Source organism: Actinomadura rugatobispora (assembly GCF_042656285.1).
GTDB lineage: Bacteria > Actinomycetota > Actinomycetes > Streptosporangiales > Streptosporangiaceae > Spirillospora > Spirillospora rugatobispora.
Genome location: NZ_JBHSON010000071.1, coordinates 41,200 through 59,901, shown reverse-complemented (window position 1 = coordinate 59,901; position 18,702 = coordinate 41,200). Strand labels below are relative to the sequence as shown.

General features: G+C 75.2%; 17 protein-coding genes. 8 read left to right on the top strand and 9 right to left on the bottom strand.

Annotation, left to right across the window (positions count from 1 at the left end):
- A partial coding sequence (locus tag ACFPZN_RS38610) for an RNA-guided endonuclease InsQ/TnpB family protein (protein ID WP_378287489.1) occupies window positions 1-1,206 on the bottom strand: 1,206 nt, incomplete at its 3' end.
- Between the two features lie 194 nt (window positions 1,207-1,400).
- Between ACFPZN_RS38610 and ACFPZN_RS38605 the strand changes: the two genes are divergently transcribed.
- From ACFPZN_RS38605 to ACFPZN_RS38580, 6 genes are all read left to right on the top strand, one after another.
- Window positions 1,401-2,654, top strand: coding sequence for a glycosyltransferase (locus tag ACFPZN_RS38605; RefSeq protein WP_378287487.1), 1,254 nt, complete (start codon window positions 1,401-1,403; stop codon window positions 2,652-2,654).
- A gap of 74 nt (window positions 2,655-2,728) precedes the next feature.
- Complete coding sequence (locus tag ACFPZN_RS38600; protein ID WP_378287486.1) at window positions 2,729-3,403, top strand: D-sedoheptulose-7-phosphate isomerase; 675 nt, start codon at window positions 2,729-2,731, stop codon at window positions 3,401-3,403.
- Window positions 3,403-4,848: a PfkB family carbohydrate kinase gene (locus tag ACFPZN_RS38595; protein ID WP_378287485.1), complete on the top strand. Its 1,446-nt coding sequence runs from the start codon at window positions 3,403-3,405 to the stop codon at window positions 4,846-4,848. The genes ACFPZN_RS38600 and ACFPZN_RS38595 overlap by 1 nt, the downstream gene beginning before the upstream one ends.
- Window positions 4,845-5,543 (top strand): SDR family oxidoreductase, encoded by a 699-nt coding sequence (locus tag ACFPZN_RS38590; protein ID WP_378287484.1) that lies wholly within the window; start codon window positions 4,845-4,847, stop codon window positions 5,541-5,543. Before ACFPZN_RS38595 ends, ACFPZN_RS38590 begins: the two co-directional genes overlap by 4 nt.
- On the top strand, window positions 5,534-6,607 hold the full coding sequence (locus ACFPZN_RS38585; RefSeq protein WP_378287483.1) for a glycosyltransferase family 9 protein: 1,074 nt from the start codon (window positions 5,534-5,536) through the stop codon (window positions 6,605-6,607). The genes ACFPZN_RS38590 and ACFPZN_RS38585 overlap by 10 nt, the downstream gene beginning before the upstream one ends.
- Complete coding sequence (locus tag ACFPZN_RS38580; RefSeq protein WP_378287482.1) at window positions 6,504-7,460, top strand: NAD-dependent epimerase/dehydratase family protein; 957 nt, start codon at window positions 6,504-6,506, stop codon at window positions 7,458-7,460. The genes ACFPZN_RS38585 and ACFPZN_RS38580 overlap by 104 nt, the downstream gene beginning before the upstream one ends.
- 81 nt (window positions 7,461-7,541) lie before the next feature.
- On the opposite strand, the gene ACFPZN_RS38575 is transcribed toward ACFPZN_RS38580, so the two are convergent.
- Together ACFPZN_RS38575 and ACFPZN_RS38570 are read right to left on the bottom strand one after the other, a co-directional pair.
- Complete coding sequence (locus ACFPZN_RS38575; protein WP_378287481.1) at window positions 7,542-8,594, bottom strand: alpha/beta hydrolase; 1,053 nt, start codon at window positions 8,592-8,594, stop codon at window positions 7,542-7,544.
- 56 nt (window positions 8,595-8,650) lie between these two features.
- Window positions 8,651-9,907, bottom strand: coding sequence for an RsbRD N-terminal domain-containing protein (locus tag ACFPZN_RS38570; protein WP_378287480.1), 1,257 nt, complete (start codon window positions 9,905-9,907; stop codon window positions 8,651-8,653).
- Window positions 9,908-10,186: 279 nt separating this feature from the next.
- Here ACFPZN_RS38570 and pgfA point away from each other — a divergent pair, with 279 nt between their 5' ends.
- Window positions 10,187-11,221: a cell envelope lipid trafficking protein PgfA gene (gene pgfA / locus ACFPZN_RS38565; RefSeq protein ID WP_378287479.1), complete on the top strand. Its 1,035-nt coding sequence runs from the start codon at window positions 10,187-10,189 to the stop codon at window positions 11,219-11,221.
- 16 nt (window positions 11,222-11,237) lie between these two features.
- Here the strand turns inward: pgfA and ACFPZN_RS38560 are convergent, their stop codons facing one another.
- On the bottom strand, window positions 11,238-13,085 hold the full coding sequence (locus tag ACFPZN_RS38560) for a class I SAM-dependent methyltransferase (protein ID WP_378287478.1): 1,848 nt from the start codon (window positions 13,083-13,085) through the stop codon (window positions 11,238-11,240).
- A gap of 314 nt (window positions 13,086-13,399) precedes the next feature.
- Between ACFPZN_RS38560 and ACFPZN_RS38555 the strand changes: the two genes are divergently transcribed.
- A complete protein-coding gene (locus ACFPZN_RS38555) occupies window positions 13,400-14,320 on the top strand; it encodes an alpha/beta hydrolase family protein (protein WP_378287477.1) in 921 nt (306 codons plus the stop codon).
- Window positions 14,321-14,381: 61 nt separating this feature from the next.
- Here ACFPZN_RS38555 and ACFPZN_RS38550 read toward each other — a convergent pair whose 3' ends face one another.
- From ACFPZN_RS38550 to ACFPZN_RS38530, 5 genes are read right to left on the bottom strand one after another with little or no spacing between them, the layout of a single operon-like run.
- Window positions 14,382-15,419, bottom strand: coding sequence for a mandelate racemase/muconate lactonizing enzyme family protein (locus ACFPZN_RS38550; protein WP_378287490.1), 1,038 nt, complete (start codon window positions 15,417-15,419; stop codon window positions 14,382-14,384).
- Window positions 15,420-15,477: 58 nt separating this feature from the next.
- Window positions 15,478-16,266: an SDR family NAD(P)-dependent oxidoreductase gene (locus ACFPZN_RS38545; RefSeq protein WP_378287476.1), complete on the bottom strand. Its 789-nt coding sequence runs from the start codon at window positions 16,264-16,266 to the stop codon at window positions 15,478-15,480.
- The gene (locus ACFPZN_RS38540; protein WP_378287475.1) at window positions 16,263-17,126 is read right to left on the bottom strand and encodes an ABC transporter permease; all 864 of its coding nucleotides are present in this window, start codon (window positions 17,124-17,126) and stop codon (window positions 16,263-16,265) included. The genes ACFPZN_RS38545 and ACFPZN_RS38540 overlap by 4 nt, the downstream gene beginning before the upstream one ends.
- Entirely contained in the window at window positions 17,123-18,061 is a 939-nt protein-coding gene (locus tag ACFPZN_RS38535; protein WP_378287474.1) for an ABC transporter permease, read from the bottom strand. Before ACFPZN_RS38535 ends, ACFPZN_RS38540 begins: the two co-directional genes overlap by 4 nt.
- Window positions 18,058-18,339: a TOBE domain-containing protein gene (locus ACFPZN_RS38530; RefSeq protein ID WP_378287473.1), complete on the bottom strand. Its 282-nt coding sequence runs from the start codon at window positions 18,337-18,339 to the stop codon at window positions 18,058-18,060. The genes ACFPZN_RS38535 and ACFPZN_RS38530 overlap by 4 nt, the downstream gene beginning before the upstream one ends.
- Window positions 18,340-18,702 lie beyond the last annotated feature (363 nt).

The following is an 18,702-nucleotide window of genomic DNA, read 5'->3' as shown; positions in this document are numbered from 1 at the left end:
AACAGGTTGAGGTTCGCGGTTCGTCCGCCCCGGCAACCCGGAGCGTCCCCGCGCAGCGACGGCCGGTCCGGCCGCCGTGCACACGAGCCCGAGCTCGCGCGCGATCACGAGTCTGGTCTCGTGCGCGATGTCGCGTGCCGCGTTCACATCGGCGTTGCAGGCGAAACCGCAGGACCGGCACCGGAAACGCGCTTGGCTCTCACGCGCCTCCCGGTCCCTGACCCTGCACGCCGAGCAACGCTGCGAGGTGCCCGCAGGATCGATCTTGAACACTCTGCCGGGCGCCTTGTGCCCCAGCCGCTCGACCAGCATCCCCCAACCGCCGGCCAGGATGCCCCGGTTCAGCCCCGCCTTGGCGGCCACGTTACGTCCCGGCCGCTCGATGCCGCCCTTGGGGGAGCGGGTCATACCAGCGATGTTGAGGTCCTCGACACCGATCGCGTCGAACTGGCGGGCCAGCATCATGGAGGTCTGCTCCACCCAGTTCTTGCGGCGATCGCTCTGGCGGGCCCTGAGCCGCGCGAGCGCCGCCTTGAGCCGCGCGCGCCGGTGGGAGCCGCGCCGGGCACGCCCCAGCTTGCGCGCCAGCAGGCGCAGGCGCCGCGTCTCCCCGGGCGTGAGGCCGGGGACCTTCAGCAGGTCCCCGGTCGAGAGGGCGGCGCTGACGGTGACGCCACGGTCCACCCCGACCACGCTCCCGTCACCGGGGCCGGGGACGGGGGGCGGGACGTGCGCGAACGCCACATGCCAGCGCCCGGCGCGATCACGGGTCACCCGGTAGGACCTCACACCTTCCGGTACCGGCCGGGACAGGCGGAACCTCACCCATCCGCACTTGGGCACCGGCACCGCACCCCGCTTACGCGACAACCGCACGACCTGATGCGGTCTGACACCGACCTGCCGGAACCCCTCATGCACACCCTGCCTGCGCCACGTCGGACGGCGGTGGGTACCGGCGAAGAAGTTGCTCATCGCCTGCGCGAAATCACGCATCGCCTGCTGCTGCACCGTCTGCGACCCCGCCCGCAACCATCCGAACTCGGCACGAGCCTCGGTCAGCTGGCAAGACTGCTCGTTGTAGCCGGGCGCCCCGCCCCGGTAGCGGGACCAGAAGCTGTGTTGCTCGACAGCCAGGTTCCACACATACCGGGCGTGCGCGCAATGCCCGAGCAGGGCTTGCTCCTGCTCGGGCGTCGGGTCCAAGCGGTAACGCGGCACGAGGCGATCCTAGCGTTCACGCTCGAACACAGGAGCGAAAACGCGCTGGATCGCGCCTGGTCAACCGGCATCCGCCCCGGAGGGGCGAATCTCCTTGTCCTGCCCTGCTTCGCAGGGGCCGATTCCTCCCCGGCCTCACTCAAGGCCGGGGTCTCCTCGGAGGTCCTTTGATGAACCCGATGACGATAGCCATGATCTCCGAGCACGCGAGCCCGCTCGCCACCAGGGCGGGCCTCGGCGGGGCCGACGGAGGCGGCCAGAACGTGTACGTGGCCGACCTCGCGACCGAGATGGGCCGCCAAGGTCATCACGTCACCGTCTACACCCGGCGGGACTCGCCCACGCTCCCGCAGCGGGTGCGGCTGGCGCCGGGGGTGACGGTCGAGCACGTGCCGGCCGGACCACCGGGCCCCGTCCCCAAGGACGAGCTGCTGCCGTACATGCCCGAGTTCGGCGGCCATCTGGAGCGGCGCTGGGCCCAGTCGCCGCCCGACGTCGCGCACGCCCACTTCTGGATGAGCGGCCTGGCCGCGCTCCAGGCGGCCGGACGGCTCGGGGCCCGCGAGGCGGCCGGCGTCCCGGTCGTGCAGACCTTCCACGCGCTCGGCACCGTGAAGCGGCGCTACCAGCGCGACCAGGACACCAGCCCGGCCGAGCGGCTGCGGCTGGAGGCGGCGATCGGCCGTACCGCCGCCGCCGTCGTCGCCACCTGCGCCGACGAGACCAGGGAACTGCTGCGGATGGGGATCCCGCGGGAGCGGATCGCGGTGGTGCCCTGCGGCGTCGACCTCGACCGGTTCCGGCCCGACGGGCCCGCCGGCCCGGCCGGGGCGGTGGACCACGCGGGCCGGGCCGGGGCCGGCGCCCGGCTGGTGGTGCTGTCCAGGCTGGTGCGGCGCAAGGGCGTGGACACCGCCATCGAGGCGCTCGCCCAGATCCCGGGGGCCGAACTGGTCGTCGCGGGCGGCCCGCCGCCCGCCGGCCTGGACGCCGACCCGGAGGTGCGCCGGCTGCGCGCGGTGGCGCAGACCGCCGGCGTCCGCGGCCGGGTCACCTTCCTGGGCCGCGTCCGCCGCGAGGAGGTCCCCACCCTGCTCCGCTCGGCCGCCCTCGTCGTGACGCTGCCCTGGTACGAGCCGTTCGGCATGGTGCCGCTGGAGGCGATGGCCTGCGGCGTGCCGGTGCTGGCGACCGGTGTCGGCGGGCACCTGGACAGCATCGTCGACGGCGTCACCGGCGTCCACGTGCCGCCGCGGCGACCGGGCGAGACGGCGCAGCGGATCAGGGAGCTGCTGGCCGACCCGACCCGGCGCGCGGCGATGGGCTTCGCCGGCTCCGACCGCGCCCGCTCCCGCTACTCCTGGGCCCGCATCGCGCAGGAGACCCTCACCGTCTACGCCCGCGCCGCCGCCCGAAGCGAAGTCCCGGCATGACCGAGCGAAGCGAGGGCATGAGTGCGGCCCCTGCCGGGGGGCGTGGGGAGTCGTCCCCCCACAGGCAGCACGGCATGACCGAGCGAAGCGAGCACATGGGTGCTGCCCGGCATGAGGGGTTCGGCGGGGACGGGGTGTCGCCGGTCACGGCGGCGGCGGCGCCCGACGGCGGGCTCGCGCGCGAGGACCGGCTGCAGGCGCTCGCCGACGCGGCGCTGCGGTTCCGTGCCGCCGCGCCGACCATCACCGTGTGGGGGCGGCGGCTGGCCCGCGTGCTGGGGTCCGGGGGACGGCTGCTGGCCTGCGGGAACGGCGGCAGCGCGGCCGAGGCCCAGCATCTGACCGCCGAGCTGGTCGGCCGGTTCGAGGACGAGCGGCGCCCGCTGTCGGCGATCCCGCTGCACGCCGACACCTCGTCCATGACCGCGATCGGCAACGACTACGGCCCGGTCGACGTCTTCGCCCGGCAGGTCCAGGCGCACGGCCGCCCCGGCGACGTGCTGATCTGCCTGTCCGCCAGCGGCCGCAGCGCCAACGTGATCGCCGCCGCGCGCCGCGCCCGGGAGCTGGGCGTCACCGCCTGGGCGATCACCGGGCCCGGGCCCAACCCGCTCACCGGCGCCTGCGACGACGCCGTCACCGTGGAGGCCAGCGCCACCGCCACCGTGCAGGAGATCCAGCTGGCCGCCGTCCACCTGCTCTGCGGGGTGATCGACGACACGCTCAGGGCGTCGGGAGGGGAGATGTGATGAACGCCGGTCCGCTCGTCGTGGTCGGGGACGTCCTGCTCGACATCGACATCGTGGGCGCCGCGTCCCGGCTCTGCCCGGACGCGCCCGTCCCGGTGATCGACCAGGCCGGCGAGCGGCCCCGTCCCGGCGGCGCGGGCCTGGCGGCGCTGCTGGCCGCCGCCGAGGGCCGCGAGGTGGTGCTGGTCACCGCGCTCGCCGACGACGAGCCCGGGCACCGGCTGCGGGCGCTGCTCGAACCGCACCTGGAGCTGGCCGCGTTCCACCTGCACGGCGGCACCCCCTGCAAGCTGCGCATCCAGGCCGAGGGGCAGCCGGTCGCCCGGCTGGACGTCGGCGAGGGCCGGGCCCAGGACGGCCCGGTCGGCCCCCGGGTCACCGAGGCGCTGTCGGAGGCGGGGGCGGTGCTGGTGTCGGACTACGGCCGCGGCGTCACGGGCCACGCCGCGATCCGGACCCTCCTGGAGAGGCTGGCCACCGAGATCCCCGTGGTGTGGGACCCGCATCCCCGGGGCGAGCCGCCGGTCCCCCGCACCCGGCTGATGACGCCGAACGAGGACGAGGCCGCCCGGCTCGCCGCCGCGAACGGCGCCGAGATCGGGGGCGGCGGGCTGGCCTCCGCGACCCGCCGCGCCCGCCATCTGGCCCGGTCGTGGAAGCTGGAGGCGGTCGCGGTGACGCTCGGCGCCGAGGGCGCGCTGCTGTGCGACGGGCCGGGCGCGCCGTTCCTGGCGCCGGCCGAGCCCGTCCTCGCGCACGGCCCGGCGGACTCCTGCGGCGCGGGCGACAGCTTCGCGGTCCGCGCGACCGAGGTGCTGGCCGACGGCGGCGGGCTCGCCCGGGCCGTCGGGGAGGGCGTGCGCCGCGCCTGCGACTTCGTGCACTCGGGGGCCGCCACGGCGGTCGCGTCCCGGCTGGCCGATACCGGCTCCCCGGTCGTGCGGCCGCCGCGCGAGGAGGCCGACGCCTGGGACGTGGCCGAGCGCACCCGCCGCGCCGGCGGCACCGTCGTGGCGACCGGCGGCTGCTTCGACGTCCTGCACGCCGGGCACGTCAACCTGCTCCAGCAGGCCCGCCGCCTGGGCGACTGCCTCATCGTCTGCGTGAACTCCGACGACTCGGTGCGGCGCCGCAAGGGCCCCGACCGGCCCGTCACGCCCGTCGGCGACCGCGTCCGGGTGCTGCGCGCGCTCTCCGACGTGGACGCGACCCTGGTCTTCGACGAGGACACGCCCGAGCCGCTCCTGGAACGGCTCCGGCCCGGGGTCTGGGTCAAGGGGGCCGACTACGCGGGCGTCCGGCTGCCCGAGGCGGGCATCGTCCAGGCCGGGGGCGGCGAGATCGTGCTGCTGCCGCTGCTGGAGGGTCGTTCGACCACGCGCGTCCTGTCGACCGCACAACCGTCCACCGCACACTCGTCCACCGCGAAGGGAAGCACGTCATGAAAGTCCTCATCACGGGCGGCGCCTCCGGTCTGGGCCGGGCCGTCGCCCACCGCGTCGCCGACGACGGCGGCATCCCGCTGGTCATCGACCGGCATCCACCCAAGAGCGAGGACGGCGGACCCGACCCGCGCGTCAAGCACATGCAGGCCGACCTCGCCGACCGGCACTGCGCCGAGCGGGCCGTGCACTGCCTGGCCCGGGACGCGGGCGGGCTGGACGCGGTCGTCACCGCCGCCGGGATCGACGCGTGCGGCCGGCTGGCCGACGTCCCGGCCGAGGACTGGGAACGGGTCGTGCAGGTCAACCTGCTCGGCACCGCCGCCGTCGTCCGGGCCGCGCTCCCCTACCTGGAGCACGCCCCCGACGGCCGGATCGTGACGTGCGCCTCCACGCTCGGGGTGAAGGCGCTGGGCGACGCCACCGCCTACTGCGCGTCCAAGTTCGGCGTGGTCGGGTTCACCCGGGCGCTGGCCGCCGAGCTGGCCGGGCACATCGGCGTCACGATGCTGGTGCCGGGCGGCATGGACACCGCGTTCTTCGACGGCCGCGACGAGCGCTACCGGCCGGGGCCGGGCGCGCAGCTGAACCGGCCCGAGGACGTGGCCGCCGCGGTGGTGTACGCGCTGTCCCAGCCCGCCGGGTGCGAGATCCGCGAGCTGGTGGTCTGCCCGTCGCGGGAGCCGTCATGGCCGTGAGGGCGGCGCGGCCGCCGCGGGCGCTGGCGCTGCGGGCGCTCGGCCTGGGAGATCTGCTGACCGCCGTGCCCGCGCTGCGGGCGCTGCGCCGCGGCCTGCCCGGCTGGCGGGTGACCCTGGCGGCGCCGCGCCGGGTCGCGCCGATCGCGCTGCTGTGCGGGGCGGTCGACGACGTGTTCCCGGCCTGCGGCCTGGGGCCGCTGCCGCCGCCGGACGGTCCCGTCGAGCTGGCGGTCAACCTGCACGGCTGCGGCCCGCAGAGCCACCGGCTGCTGCAGTCGCTGCGGCCGCGGCAGCTGATCGCGTTCGCCAACGCCGACACGGAGGTGGACGGCCCGGCGTGGAACCCCGGCGAGCACGAGACGGCGCGCTGGTGCCGGCTGGTGGAGGCGCACGGCTTCGACGCCGACCCGGCCGACCTGGACCTGCCGCGGCCGCCGGTGGCGTCCCCGGCGCCCGGCACCGTGGTGATCCATCCGGGGGCGGGGCACCCGTCCCGCCGCTGGCCCGCCGAACGGTACGGCGCGGTCGCGGCGGCGCTGCGCGAGCTCGGCGAGCGGGTCGTGATCACCGGCGGGCCGGACGAGTCGCGGACGGCCCGGCGGGTGGCGGTCCTGGGCGGGCTCGGGCCCGCCGCGGACCTGTCCGGCCGCACCGGGCCGCTGGAGTTGGCCGCGCTGGTCGCCCGCGCCCGGCTGGTGATCTGCGGCGACACCGGCGCCGCCCACCTGGCCACCGCGTACCGCACCCCGTCGGTGCTGCTGTTCGGCCCGACCCCGCCGGCGCTGTGGGGTCCGCCGCCCGAACGCACCCAGCACCTGGTCCTGTGGAGCGGGCGCCGCGGCGACCCGCACGGTCCCGAGCCGGATCCCGGGCTGCTGGACATCCCGGTGGACCGCGTCGTCGAGACGGCGGCGCGGGCCCTGCAACGCCCGGAACTCGCGGAGGGAGGAGTTCACGATGAGACATCCGCGCGCGGTCGTGACCGGGGGCGCGGGCTTCCTCGGATCGCACCTGTGCGAAACGCTGCTGGCCCGCGGCATCTCGGTGGTCTGCCTCGATAACCTGCTGACCGGCTCCACCCGCACCATCGCGCACCTGCTGCCGCGCGACGACTTCACCTTCCTCAGGCTCGACCTCAGCCGGCCGGTGCGGGTGCGGGGCCCGGTCGGGCACGTGTTCCACCTGGCCTCGGCCGCGTCGCCGGCCGACTACCTGCGCTGGCCGATCGAGACGCTGGAGGTCGGCAGCCGGGGCACCCGCAACGCGCTCGACCTCGCCGAGCGCAAGGGCGCCCGGTTCGTGCTGGCCTCCACCTCGGAGGTGTACGGGGACCCGCGCGAGCATCCGCAGCGCGAGTCGTACCGGGGCAACGTCGACCCGGTCGGGCCGCGCAGCGTGTACGACGAGGCCAAGCGGTTCGCCGAGGCGCTGACCTCGGCGTTCCGGAACTCGCGCGGGCTGGACACGGGGATCGTGCGGATCTTCAACACCTACGGCCCGCGGATGCGGCCCGACGACGGCAGGGCGATCCCCACGTTCCTGCGCCAGGCGCTGCGGAACGAGCCGCTCACCGTCGCCGGGGACGGCTCGCAGACCCGCTCGATCTGCCATGTGGACGACACGGTGCGGGGGATCACGGCGCTGGCGCTGTCCGGCCATCCGGGGCCGATGAACATCGGCAGCCCGTACGAGACCTCGATGCTGGACCTGGCCCGGCTGATCATCGAGCTGACCGGGTCGCGGTCGGCGATCCGGTTCGTGGAGCGGCCGGTGGACGACCCGTGCGTGCGCCGCCCGGACACCTCGCTGGCCCGGGCCGTGCTGGGGTGGGCGCCCGAGGTGCCGGTCGAGGAGGGCCTGCGCGCGACGATCGGGTGGTTCGAGCGCGAGCTGGCGCACCTCCGCTCCGCCTGAGCCCGGATCGGGGCCGGGGCGGGGCCCGGCCCCGATCCGGTCCCGTCCCGGCCCCGCACTCCCTCACCCGGCGCGGGGCGCTCAGAGTTCGCGGGCGCCGATCGAGGCCATCAGGTCGGGCCAGACGCGGGAGGCGACCCTGGTCCAGGCGGGCCAGTTGTGGCGGCCGTCCCCGTACAGGTCGGCCGTGTAGGGGACGCCGAGCCGGTCGAGCCGGTCGCGGAAGGCGAGGTTGGTGGCGCCGACCGCCTGCTCGCCGAACAGTCCGACGTCCCACGGCGGCGCGTCGGGGTCGCCGGGCCCGGGGTTCCCGGTGGTGCCCGAGGAGAAGAAGACCTTGGTGCCGGCCAGCCGGGGCGCCAGCTCGTAGGGGTCGTGGGCCCGCCAGTTGGCGGCGTTGAGGACCAGGAAGCCGTAGATCGCGATCGGGTCCTGGCCGTTGAGCGCGTTGGTCGCCATGATCAGCGACGGCATGCCGGGCGCGCGCAGCCACAGCACCCCGCTCAGCGAGGCCACGTGCCGGAACATGCCCGGATACTTGGCGGCGTAGGTGATCGCGCCCTGCCCGCCGGCCGAGTCGCCGATCGCGGCGCGCGCGGTGCCGGCGTGGTAGTTGCGCTCGACCAGCTGGACGACCTCCTTGGTGTGGAAGGTCTCCCACTTGGGCGTCCCGCGGAAGCCGTAGTTGTACCAGTCGGCGTAGGCCCCGTCGGCCGCCTCCGGCATGACCACGATGGCGTCGTAGCCCGCGGCCCAGCCCTCGATGTCGGTGTTGCGGGGCCAGGAGGTGTAGTCGTCCTGGCCGCCGTGGTAGGCGTACAGCACCGGCCAGGTGGCGGTGGCGTCGGCGCGCCAGTCCCGGGGCAGCAGGATGCGGGTCTTGACCGACCGGCCGAGCGAGGGGGACTCGATGGTGATGTCCACCTCCTGCGGGCCCAGCCGGGTTTCGGCGGTGATGCGCGCGCCTGTGTCGGCGGGCCGGAACGGCTGCGCCCGGGTGAACGTCGGCGCGGCGGCCGCCGTTCCCGGGGGCGCGGCCACCGCCGTCATACCCATGACCAGCGCGGCCGCGGCCAGGAGCGCTCCAGCGCGGGGTCCGCGCCCGGTGCGGGACCGGCCTTCGTGACGTGTCATCGTCCACCTCGTTCCAGTTCGGATCGTTGCGAGGGCTCCATGGGTCAGGCGGGTGGTCAGGCGGGTTCGGACGGGCCGGTCCCGGCCCCGGTCCCGATCAGGTCGAGCTCCACCACCGCGTTCAGCAGCAGGAGCAGTTCGGTGCGGCGGCCGGGGTCGTTGACCTCCTCCCCCATCAGCGCCCTGAGCCGCCGGACGCGGTAGCGCACGGTCTGGTCGTGCACCATCAGGCGCGCGGCGGCGTCCACGGCGTTGTCGCGGCACTTCATGTACTCCAGCAGCGTCCGGGCGAACAGCGCCCGCCGGTGCGGCGGCAGCTCCTGCAGCGGGCGCAGCCGCTCCCCGGCGGCGAGGGACAGCAGCTCCCGGCACATCGAGGTGATCACCGCGGGCACCCGGTCCAGGCACCGGACCACCTCCGCGCCGCCGGCCGGCGCCTCCGCGCCCCCGGCCGGTCCCTGCCCGTCCAGCGCGAGCGTCCGGCGCGCCCAGCGCAGCGACAGCGCGCCCGCGTTCGGCGGCACCGTCGGCCCGATCGCCGCCCGGCAGCCGCCCAGCAGCGACTCCAGGACGCCGTCCTGCCCCGGCCCCTCCGGATCCGGGACGATCAGGTACGGCTCCGCGCAGTGCCAGTCGGCCAGGATCGACGGCGGCAGCACCGGCACCGGCCGCCCCGCCGGGCGGTGCACCGCGACGGCCGCGACCGTGCGCGGCAGCCCCCACCCGGCCGGGCGGGCCAGCTCGCCGATGGCCGCGTCGCTGGCCGGCGGGTCGGCGATCAGCAGGTCGCGCAGCCGCCAGCGCAGCCTCTCCCGCTCGGTGGCCATCCGCTCGGTCGCCTCCGCGTACCCCTGCGAGGCCGCGGCGGCGACCCGCTCCAGGAACACGAACAGCGACTCGGTGATCTGCCCGAGCGTCTCCAGCGACCAGTCCAGCCGCCGCGCCTCGCCGATGAAGCGGCGGCAGGCGACCTGCCCGGCGACCCGGATCGCGGTCTGCAGGCCGTCCAGGCTGCGGCCCTTGGCCGCCTCGTACGCGCCGACCTCGGCGTAGATGTCGGTCAGCGCCCGCCAGTCCAGCCGGCCGCCGGCGACCGCCTCGACGAAGTGCGCGACGGTCTGGCCGACGGTCCAGCGGATCCGCGGGGCCAGCCGGCTGCCCGGCGGGCAGGCGTAGCCGGGGACCTGCCGCCGGATCTCCAGCACCATCTCCTCGGCCGCGGCCTCGATGTGCGGGCGCAGCGACTCGGTGTCGCGCCGCGCCAGTTCCGCGGGCGGGGGCGCGGTCAGCATGGGGAAGGCTCGTTCGGCCACCTGCACACCTCCGGCGGGGAGCGTCCCGGAAGACGCCGCGCCGATGATCGCGCGGCGCTCCACTATCACCCGCCCACCGGGCCGGGGAAACTCAGCCGGCGAAGGAGCCCGCGCGGCTCAGTTGTCAGCCGGTTGAGTCGTCGGCGGTTCAGGGGACGGCGCGGCCGGATGCGGTCCCCGGGCGAAATTGCCTATGGCCTCTTCGGCCCGGGAGGTTCACAGTGCAGGTCAAAGTGTGCGCTGATCCAGGCGCGCATGAGGGCAGCCAGGAGGTTCACGATGAGCCAGGGCAGAACCCGCCGCAGATCCCCCGCAAGTTCCCCCGAACCCGCCCCCGCCCGGCCCGGACGGCCGCCCGGTCGCCGCGGCGGTCCGGGCGCCGCGGCCGTGGTGGTGCTGGCCGTCGCGTTCTTCGCACTCGCCCTCGCCGTGCTGCTGCGCTTCTTCGTCGCCGACCGGCTCCTGGTCGCCCCCACCGACGCCTACACCCGCGCGGAGCTGCGCGCCAACGGCGCCACCTACTTCGACCGGCGCGCGCTGAAACCGCGCACCGGCGCCGACCTGACGCTGACCACCACCGTGCGCGGCAACGTGCGGGCGTCCAACGGCGACGTGGCCGTCTGGGACACCTTCGCGGTGCTGGAGGACCTGGCCAACGGCAACCAGATCGACATCTCCCAGCACCGGATGGCCTTCGACCGGCGCACCGCCGGGCTGGTGAACTGCTGCGGCGCCACCGCCAAGCCGCCCTCCGGGCCGCCGGTGTACGGCACGTTCCTCCCGATCGGGGTCGGCAAGCGGGCCTACCAGGTGCACGACACCTCCACCGGGCGGGCGTGGCCGATGCGGTACGAGGCCACCGAGACCATCGGCGGCCTGCGCACGTACCGCTACACGCAGCGGATCGAGGAGACCAGGATCGGCGAGCAGTCCGGCGGCGTGCCGTCCACGCTGCTCGGCCTGCCCGGGCCGTCCCGCACCGTCGCGGCCGACCGGTACTACCGGGGCACCGTGACCGCGTGGGTCGAGCCGCGCACCGGGGCCATCGTCGACCGGCGCCAGCGGGTCACCTCGACCGTGCGCGGCCGGGACGGCCAGGGCGAGCTGCTCGCCGCCGACTTCGACCTGAGGATGTCGCCCGAGACCCGGCGCGCGCTGATCGCCAGGGCGGAGGACTCGGCCGGTACCGTCACCCTGCTCCGCACGACCGGCCCGATCACGGGCCTGGTCGCGGGACTGGTCCTGCTGGGGCTGGGCACCGTCCTGCTGGTACGGCGCCGCCGCCGCGACGAGCTGGCGAACGAGCCGTTCTGACCGGTGCCCGCCCCGGTCACCGCGCGTCGCCTCCGGGGAGCCGCCGGGCCAGGACGCGGTAGGTGTTGGACCGGCCCGACCGCTTGATCAGCGGGTGCAGGAACTGGTCCAGGGACGCCGCCGCGAACATCGGCGGCCCGGCGGCGAGGTACACCGCCGTCCGGGCGGCGCCGCGCATCCTGCGGTGCCGCGCCGGGGTCCAGGGCTTGTCCGGGTCGGGCACCACCCGGTGCGCCAGCATCATCACGATCATGAGGAGGTCGACCGGCTGGTTCGCCGCCCCGCGCTGCACCTCGACCACCTCGAACCCGCGCTCCTCCAGCGCCTCCACCAGGTTGCCGACCGGGACGAAGTGCAGGTGCTGGGGCTGGAACCAGGCGTGCCACCAGCGGCCCGCCAGCCGCCCGAGGATCCACTCGGGGTCGGGCACCTCGACCAGCAGGTGCCCGCCGGGCGGCAGCACCCGCGCGGCGGCGTCCAGCTCGGCCCGCGGGTCGAGGGTGTGCTCCAGGTAGTGGTGCATGCTGACCACGTCGTAGGCGCCGGCGAGCTTCTCGGCGTACTCGGGGAAGAAGCCCATGTGGCCGCCGTCGATCCAGCCGCGGTCCTCGGCCTCCTTGACGCTGACGCTCATGTCGAGCGCGTCGAAGCGGGTCTGCGGCCACACGTCGCGGGCGGCGTTGCAGAAGTGGCCGTGGCCGCCGCCGACGTCCAGCCACGCCCTGGGCACGGCGCGGCCGCGCAGCATGCGGGCGCGGTCGCGGTAGTGCGGGGCGGCGAGCCGAAACCCGCGCTCCACCTCGGGCTCCCCGGGCCCGTCGTAGAAGTCGCGGTAGTGGAACTCCAGCCCGTCCGGGTTCAGCCTCGGGTTCTGGAAGACGTGCCCGCAGGCGTCGCAGGCGTCGAGGGTGAAGACGCCCGGCCGGTGGTGCTGGTGGTCGCCGCTGGTGAGGTGGTGCCGCAGCGCCCGGCTGCCGCACCACGGGCAGTCGGCGCGGCGCGGCTCGAAGAAGCGCTCCACCCCGCCGGCCAGCTCGGACGCGTACGCCGCGCGCGCCCGGGCCAGCGCCGGGTCCGGCCGCTCGCGCTGGACGGCGACGCGCAGCCACCGGTCGAGCGCTCCCACCGGGCGGGTGAGCGCGAACCGGTGGCGGTCGTGCGGGCGCAGCGGCGTCCCGGCCGTCGCCAGGTACGGCTGCGCGGCCGCGGCCGCCAGCACCGAGAGCGCGGGCAGCGCGTCGGCCGCCCGCCGCGCCCCGAACAGCCCGCGGCCCACCGCGAACCCCAGCGCCGCCAGCCCGATGAGGTTCCCGGACAGGTAGACGGGCAGGTCGGCGGGCCAGCGGCCGCGCAGGATCGCGCGCCGCTCGCCGGGCGGGCAGCCGACCGGGGCGATCGCCGGGGTCACGGCCAGGTCGGCGCCCACCGGGGCGTACCGCTTGAGCCGTACCGCGAGCCGCTCCATCTCGGCCGCGGACAGCCCGGCGAACCGGGTGACGCCGGCCCGCGCGGCCACGTCCGCGGTCACCAGCATGGCGTGCCCGCCGCCACCGCCGACGGCCAGCCGCGCGCCCTGGTAGGTCTCCGGGTCCACGCGGCGCACCAGCTCCAGCGCGCGGGCACCGTCCAGGCCGGCCGGGACCAGGTCGAGCACCTCCAGGTTCCGTTCGCGGGCGTAGGCCGAGGCGGCCCGGCGGGTGGTCTCGTCCAGCACCACGCCGGCGGCGGTCACGAAGCAGTGGTCGTCCCGGACGGGTTCGCCGGAGGGCGGCAGCGGGGCCAGCCGCGCCGCCCGGTTCCTTCGCCACAGGGCGTCGGCCACCAGGCCGGCCGCCACGAGCGGCAGCGTCGATCGCATGCGCATGTCGGTCCCTTCGCAGGGGGGGACGAGGGAGCTGAGAAGGCGATGATCGTCGAGCGCCACCGGCGCCGAAACGCGATGTTCGCCAAAGGACCGCCCTGTTTTGACTCAGCCGCGTGAGTAGTCGGCGGGGCCGTCGCTCCGACCGCTCCGCCCGCTGACAAAAGGCCCGCGGAACGCGCGCGGGCGCCGCCATGCGCGGACGGTGCGACCGTCCCGACACTTGTGCCGCCCATTCCCGCCGGGTCCCCGCCCGCGGCCGTGTCGCCACCGGCCGCGGGCGGGCCGGCACAGGCGCAAGGAAGGACACCCGACCCGTGCACTCCTCGTTCAAGCGGTTCACGCGGCGCGCGCTGATCGCCGTGCTGAGAGCCGGCGTCCGGGCGGCCCCGGCGGCGACGGCCGCCGCCACCACGCCGGCGGCGGCGCAGGCCCCGGCCCAGGCCCTCGCCCGGGGCGCCGCCAACCCCTACCAGCGCGGCCCCGACCCCACCGAGGCGAGCGTCACGGCCCCGCGCGGCCCGTTCGCGATCGCCTCCAAGAAGGTCACCGCGTTCAGCCACCCCGGCATCCGGGAGGGCACCATCTACTACCCGACCGACACCGGCCAGGGCACCTTCGGCGCGATCTCGGTGTCACCCGGTTTCGTCTCGCCCGAGGCCACCGTCGCCTGGTACGGCCCGCGGCTGGCCTCGCAGGGCTTCGTGGTCATCACGCTGGAGATCAGCACCGGGTTCGACCTGCCCGAGGCCCGCGCCGCCCAGCTCCTGTCCGCACTCGACCACCTGAAGCAGGACGCCACCGTGCGGAACCGGATCGACCCGAGCCGGATGGCGGTCATGGGCTGGTCGATGGGCGGCGGCGGCACCCTCCGCGCCGCGCAGCAGACCCCCTCGCTCAAGGCCGCCGTCCCGCTCGCCCCCTGGGACCTGGGCGTGGACTTCGGCGACGTCCGGGTGCCGACGTTCGTCATGGGCGCCGACAACGACTTCATCGCCGGCACCGGCGCCCACGCCGAGCCGTTCTACGAGCAGCTGCGGGTGGAGAAGGCGTACATGGAGCTGGAGAACGCCGGCCACTTCACCTTCACCAGCGACAACACCGTCATCGCCCGGCAGGCGATCTCGTGGATGAAGCGGTGGGTCGACAACGACACCCGCTACGACCGGTTCCTGTGCCCGCCCCCGCCCGGGAACAGCTCCACCATCCAGGAGTACCGCTCGACCTGCCCGTACTGATCCACTTCGGAGGCCTCGGAGCGGCCGGGGAGTCCCGGCCGCTCCGGCCTTCGCGCCCGGATCACACCCGGGTCGCGGCGAGCTTCGCCGGATCGAACCGGATGCCGTGGCCGCCGTGCCCGCCCGGGCGCAGCAGGCCGCCCTCGACGCGGACCGGGTACGGCTCGGCGAGCAGGCCGAGGTCGGCGAACGAGGCGTCCTCCACGTCCTCGACCATCGCCGGCAGCGGCAGGCAGCAGGCCAGCTGCCCGGAGATGTCGGGCAGCAGGTGCGGGAACGCGGGCACGTCGAAGGTGCGGGCCAGCTCCACGATCCGCAGGAACGGCGTGATCCCGCCGACCCGCACCACGTTGGGCTGCACGATGTCGCACGCCCCCGCCGCCAGCAGGTCGCGGAACTCGTAGGCGGTGTGGGTGTTCTCGCCGAGCGCGATCGGCACGTCCACGCTCGCCCGCAGCCGGGCGTAGGCGTGCACGTCGGCGGACGGGAGGGGCTCCTCGATCCAGTACGGGTCATAGGGCCGCAGCGCCTCGGCCGCCCGGATCGCGCGGGGCAGGTCCCACAGCTGGTTGGCGTCCACCATCAGGCGGGCGTCCGGGCCGAGGACCTCGCGGACGGCGGCGACCCGCGCCACGTCCTCGGCCAGGTCGTCCCGCCCCACCTTGATCTTCGCGGCGGTGCGGCCCCGCGCCCGCCACCGCCCGGCCTGCGCGACCAGCTCCTCGACCGTGTAGTGCCGGTTGACGCCGCTGCCGTACACCGGGACGGCCTCGCGGCGCCGTCCCAGCGCGGCGACCAGGCCGTCCCCGGCCGCCCGCAGGTCCCACAGGGCCAGGTCGACCGCGGCGAGCGCGGTCGTCACCAGGCCGCCGCGGCCCGCCTCGTGCAGGTGCCACCACAGCCGGTCGAAGACGACCTCGGGGTGGGCGGGCAGGCCGAGCGCGGCGTCCCGGACATCCGACTCCAGCAGCGCGTGCACCGCCCGGCCGCCCACCCACGGCGCCCACGAGAAGCCCGTGCCGGTACGGCCGTCGCCGGTGGTGAGCTCGGTGACGACGACGTGGATGTGCGTCATGTCCGGGCTCCAGGGCCGCGGCATCGGGACGCGGTGCAGCGTGCTGCGCAGCTCCGCGATCGTCGCGTCGCCCGTCACGCGCTCACCTCCGCTGCTCCTGGGACGGGTCGGTGCGCAGCCGGGCGTGCAGCCCCCCGTCCACGCGCAGCACATGCCCGTTGACATGGGCGGCGGCCGAAGAGGCCAGGAACAGTGCGGCGTCGGCGACCTCCTCCGGGGCCGTCGTGCGGCCCGAGGGGATGTCGGTCGTGGGCCGCACGGCGCCGACCACGCTCGCCGGGGCGATGCAGTTGGCGCGGATGCCGAGACCGCCCAGCTCCACCGCGATCGCCCGCGCCATCGCCTCCAGGCCTGCCTTGGTGACGTCGTAGGCGCTCTGGTCCTCGTGCGCCCGCGCCCCGCCCGGCGAGGACATGTTGACGATCGCGCCGCCGCGCCCGGCGTCCCGCCAGCGGCGCACCGCCCGCACCGACAGCAGGTACGCCGAGCGCAGGTTGGCGGCGACGATGGCGTCCCAGGTCGCCGAGTCGAGGTCGATGAAGGGGGTCCGGTACTCGGTGAGGGCGGCGTTGTTGACCAGGACGTCGAGGCCGCCCGCCCGGTCGACCAGGGCGAAGACGCGTTCGGCCGCCTCCTCCCCCGCCAGGTCGGCGGCCAGCGTCGTGACCCGTCCCCGCGGCGGCACCACGTCCGGCAGCGTCTTCAGCCCGTCGGCGTCGCGGTCCACCGCGACCACCTCCGCGCCGGCCCCGGCGAACCGGGCCACCAGCGCCCGTCCGATCAGCCCGGCCGCGCCGGTGACCAGCACCCGCCGGCCCCCGAAGTCGAACCGCGCGTCTCCGCCGGAACGCCCCGCCTCCAGCTCGCTCATTCGGTGGTCGCCTCCTTGACCTGCGCGACGATCTGCGTGGGATTGACGAACATCAGCGCGACGACCAGCAGCACCGCCGACAGCGCCATGTAGATCACGGCCATCGCGTCGATGGCCTGGGCGGCCCGGATGCCCGGGGTGAACGCGGCGCTGTAGAGCGCCACGATCAGGGTCTGGCTGTCGGCGTCGGCGACCAGGAAGGTCAGCTCGAACATCGCCACGGTCCGCACCAGCACCAGGATCCCCGCGGCCAGGATGCCCGGCAGCAGCAGCGGAACCAGCACGCGGGAGAACACCTGCCGGGTGCGGGCCCCGCACATCCGGGCCGCCGACTCCACGTTCGCGTCGATCTGCTCCACGAACGGCGTCATGACCAGCACCACGAACGGCAGCGCCGGGACCAGGTTCGCCGCGATCACACCGGTCATCGTGCCCGCCAGATGGAACTTGTAGAGCACGGTCGCCAGCGGGATCCCGTAGGTGATCGGCGGCAGCAGCACCGGGAGCAGGAGGAGCAGCAGCAGCACCACCCGCTTGCCCGGGAAGTCCCGCCTGGCCAGCGCGTACGCGGCGGGCACGCCCAGCAGCAGCGACAGCGCCACCACCGCGAGCGTCACCGCCAGGGTCGTCTGGAGGACCTCGCCGAGCGCGAACTCGGCCCACGCGTCGGCGTACCAGGCGGTGGTGAAGCCCTTCGGCAGCCACCCGGCGAACCAGGTGGTGCCGAACGAGTTGACGATCACCGACAGGATCAGCGCGGCCAGGTTCAGGAGGAAGAACGCCACGCAGCCCCAGACGACCCAGCCCGCGATGCCACGGCGCCGGCCGCCCTTGAGGCGCCCGAACGAGACGGCCGTCATGAGCCCTTCCCTCCCATCGCGGGCCCCGCGTACAGGCGGCCCCGCAGGAACAGCGTGAACGAGATGACCAGCAGCTCGAAGAGGCCCATCAGCACGGCGATCGTGGACGCCATCCCGTAGTCGTACTTCTCGAACGCGGCCTGGTAGGCGGCGATCGCCATCACCCGGGTCTCCCCGGCGGGCTCGCCGACCAGGTTCGCCGACGGGAACACCGAGAACGCCAGCACGAAGGCCAGCACGAACGTGGTCGCCAGGCCGGGCGCCAGCAGCGGCAGCGTGACCCGCCGCATCCGCTGCCAGGGACCGGCGCCCAGCGTGGCCGCGGCCCGCTCCAGCGTCGGGTCGATGCCCGACAGGTAGGCCAGGACCAGCAGGAACGCGAACGGGAACCCGGTGATGAGCAGCGACAGCAGGACGCCCCAGTAGTTGTAGATCAGCCGGACCGGCTGGTCGATCAGCCCGGCGTCCATCAGGAGCGTGTTCAGCCAGCCCTTCGGCCCCAGGTAGCGCAGCAGGCCGTCGGCGACCAGCACCGTGCCCAGCGTCACCGGCAGCACCAGCACGGCCGTCAGCAGCCGCCGCCCCCGGAACCGGCCGCGCAGCCGGTACGCGATCGGCACCGAGGCGCCCACGTTGATCAGCGCGGCGGGCAGCGCCAGCCGGAGCGTGTTGCCGATCGTGCCGCGCTGGTAGGCGTCGCCGAAGAACGCCGCGTAGTTGCCGAGGAACCCGCCGCCCTCCTTGGGCCGCAGGGACAGGCCGACGCCGTACATCATCGGGTACAGGAACAGCACGCCCACCACCAGAACGGCGGGCGCGAGCAGGAGCAGCACGCGGTCGACGCCGCGTTCGGCGAGGCGGTGCCGCAGCCCGCCGCGCGCCCGCGGCGCGGCGGCCCGGCCGGGGCCCGCCGGGGGCGCGTCGACGGCCGTCACGTCTTCTCCCCGGCGAACACCAGGACGCGTTCCACCGGCACGGTGAGCTCGACCCGGGAGCCGGGCGCGACCCGTTCGGGCAGGCGGAAGTGGATGACCTGGCCGTCGTCGGTGACACCCTCGGCCGCCACCTCGCGGCCGTGGAACTCGGCCACCTCGACCCGCACGTTCACAATGTTCACCCGGTCGGGGGCGGCCTCGCCGGCCGGGCGGAAGTCCTCCGGCCGGACCGCCGCGACGGCGGCGCCGCTCCCGATGCCGACCGGGGCCTGCTGCACGCCGATAAGCCGCAGGCCCCCGGTCGGCGAGGGTGACCCGCCCGCCCTCACAAGACGCTACGCGCATGTCCAGCAGGTTGCGGTAACCCTTGACCTCCTCCCCCTCGTGAACGAGGGGGATTTCAACCCGTGGCCCTCAGGAGAGGAGAGCAGGTTGAGGTTCGCGGTTCATCCGTCCCGGCAACCCGGAGCGTCCCCGCGCAGCAACGGCCGGTCCGGCCGCCGTGCCCACGAGCCTGAACTCGCGTGCGATGTTGCGCGCCCACGCTCACCTCGGCATCGCCGACGTAGCCGCAGAACCGGCAACGGAAACACGCTTGGCTCTCGCGCGCCCCCGGTCCCTGGTCCCGCACGCCGAGCAAC

Excerpts from the sequence above, each read along its gene's own strand:
- ACFPZN_RS38580 (WP_378287482.1), top strand. The coding sequence starts at position 6,504 with ATGAGACATCCGCGCGCGGTCGTGACCGGGGGCGCGGGCTTCCTCGGA.
- ACFPZN_RS38560 (WP_378287478.1), bottom strand. The coding sequence starts at position 13,085 with ATGCGCATGCGATCGACGCTGCCGCTCGTGGCGGCCGGCCTGGTGGCC.
- ACFPZN_RS38540 (WP_378287475.1), bottom strand. The coding sequence starts at position 17,126 with ATGACGGCCGTCTCGTTCGGGCGCCTCAAGGGCGGCCGGCGCCGTGGC.
- ACFPZN_RS38575 (WP_378287481.1), bottom strand. The coding sequence starts at position 8,594 with ATGACACGTCACGAAGGCCGGTCCCGCACCGGGCGCGGACCCCGCGCT.
- ACFPZN_RS38595 (WP_378287485.1), top strand. The coding sequence starts at position 3,403 with ATGAACGCCGGTCCGCTCGTCGTGGTCGGGGACGTCCTGCTCGACATC.
- ACFPZN_RS38600 (WP_378287486.1), top strand. The coding sequence starts at position 2,729 with ATGACCGAGCGAAGCGAGCACATGGGTGCTGCCCGGCATGAGGGGTTC.
- ACFPZN_RS38605 (WP_378287487.1), top strand. The coding sequence starts at position 1,401 with ATGACGATAGCCATGATCTCCGAGCACGCGAGCCCGCTCGCCACCAGG.
- ACFPZN_RS38550 (WP_378287490.1), bottom strand. The coding sequence starts at position 15,419 with ATGCCGCGGCCCTGGAGCCCGGACATGACGCACATCCACGTCGTCGTC.
- ACFPZN_RS38545 (WP_378287476.1), bottom strand. The coding sequence starts at position 16,266 with ATGAGCGAGCTGGAGGCGGGGCGTTCCGGCGGAGACGCGCGGTTCGAC.
- ACFPZN_RS38590 (WP_378287484.1), top strand. The coding sequence starts at position 4,845 with ATGAAAGTCCTCATCACGGGCGGCGCCTCCGGTCTGGGCCGGGCCGTC.
- pgfA (WP_378287479.1), top strand. The coding sequence starts at position 10,187 with ATGAGCCAGGGCAGAACCCGCCGCAGATCCCCCGCAAGTTCCCCCGAA.
- ACFPZN_RS38585 (WP_378287483.1), top strand. The coding sequence starts at position 5,534 with ATGGCCGTGAGGGCGGCGCGGCCGCCGCGGGCGCTGGCGCTGCGGGCG.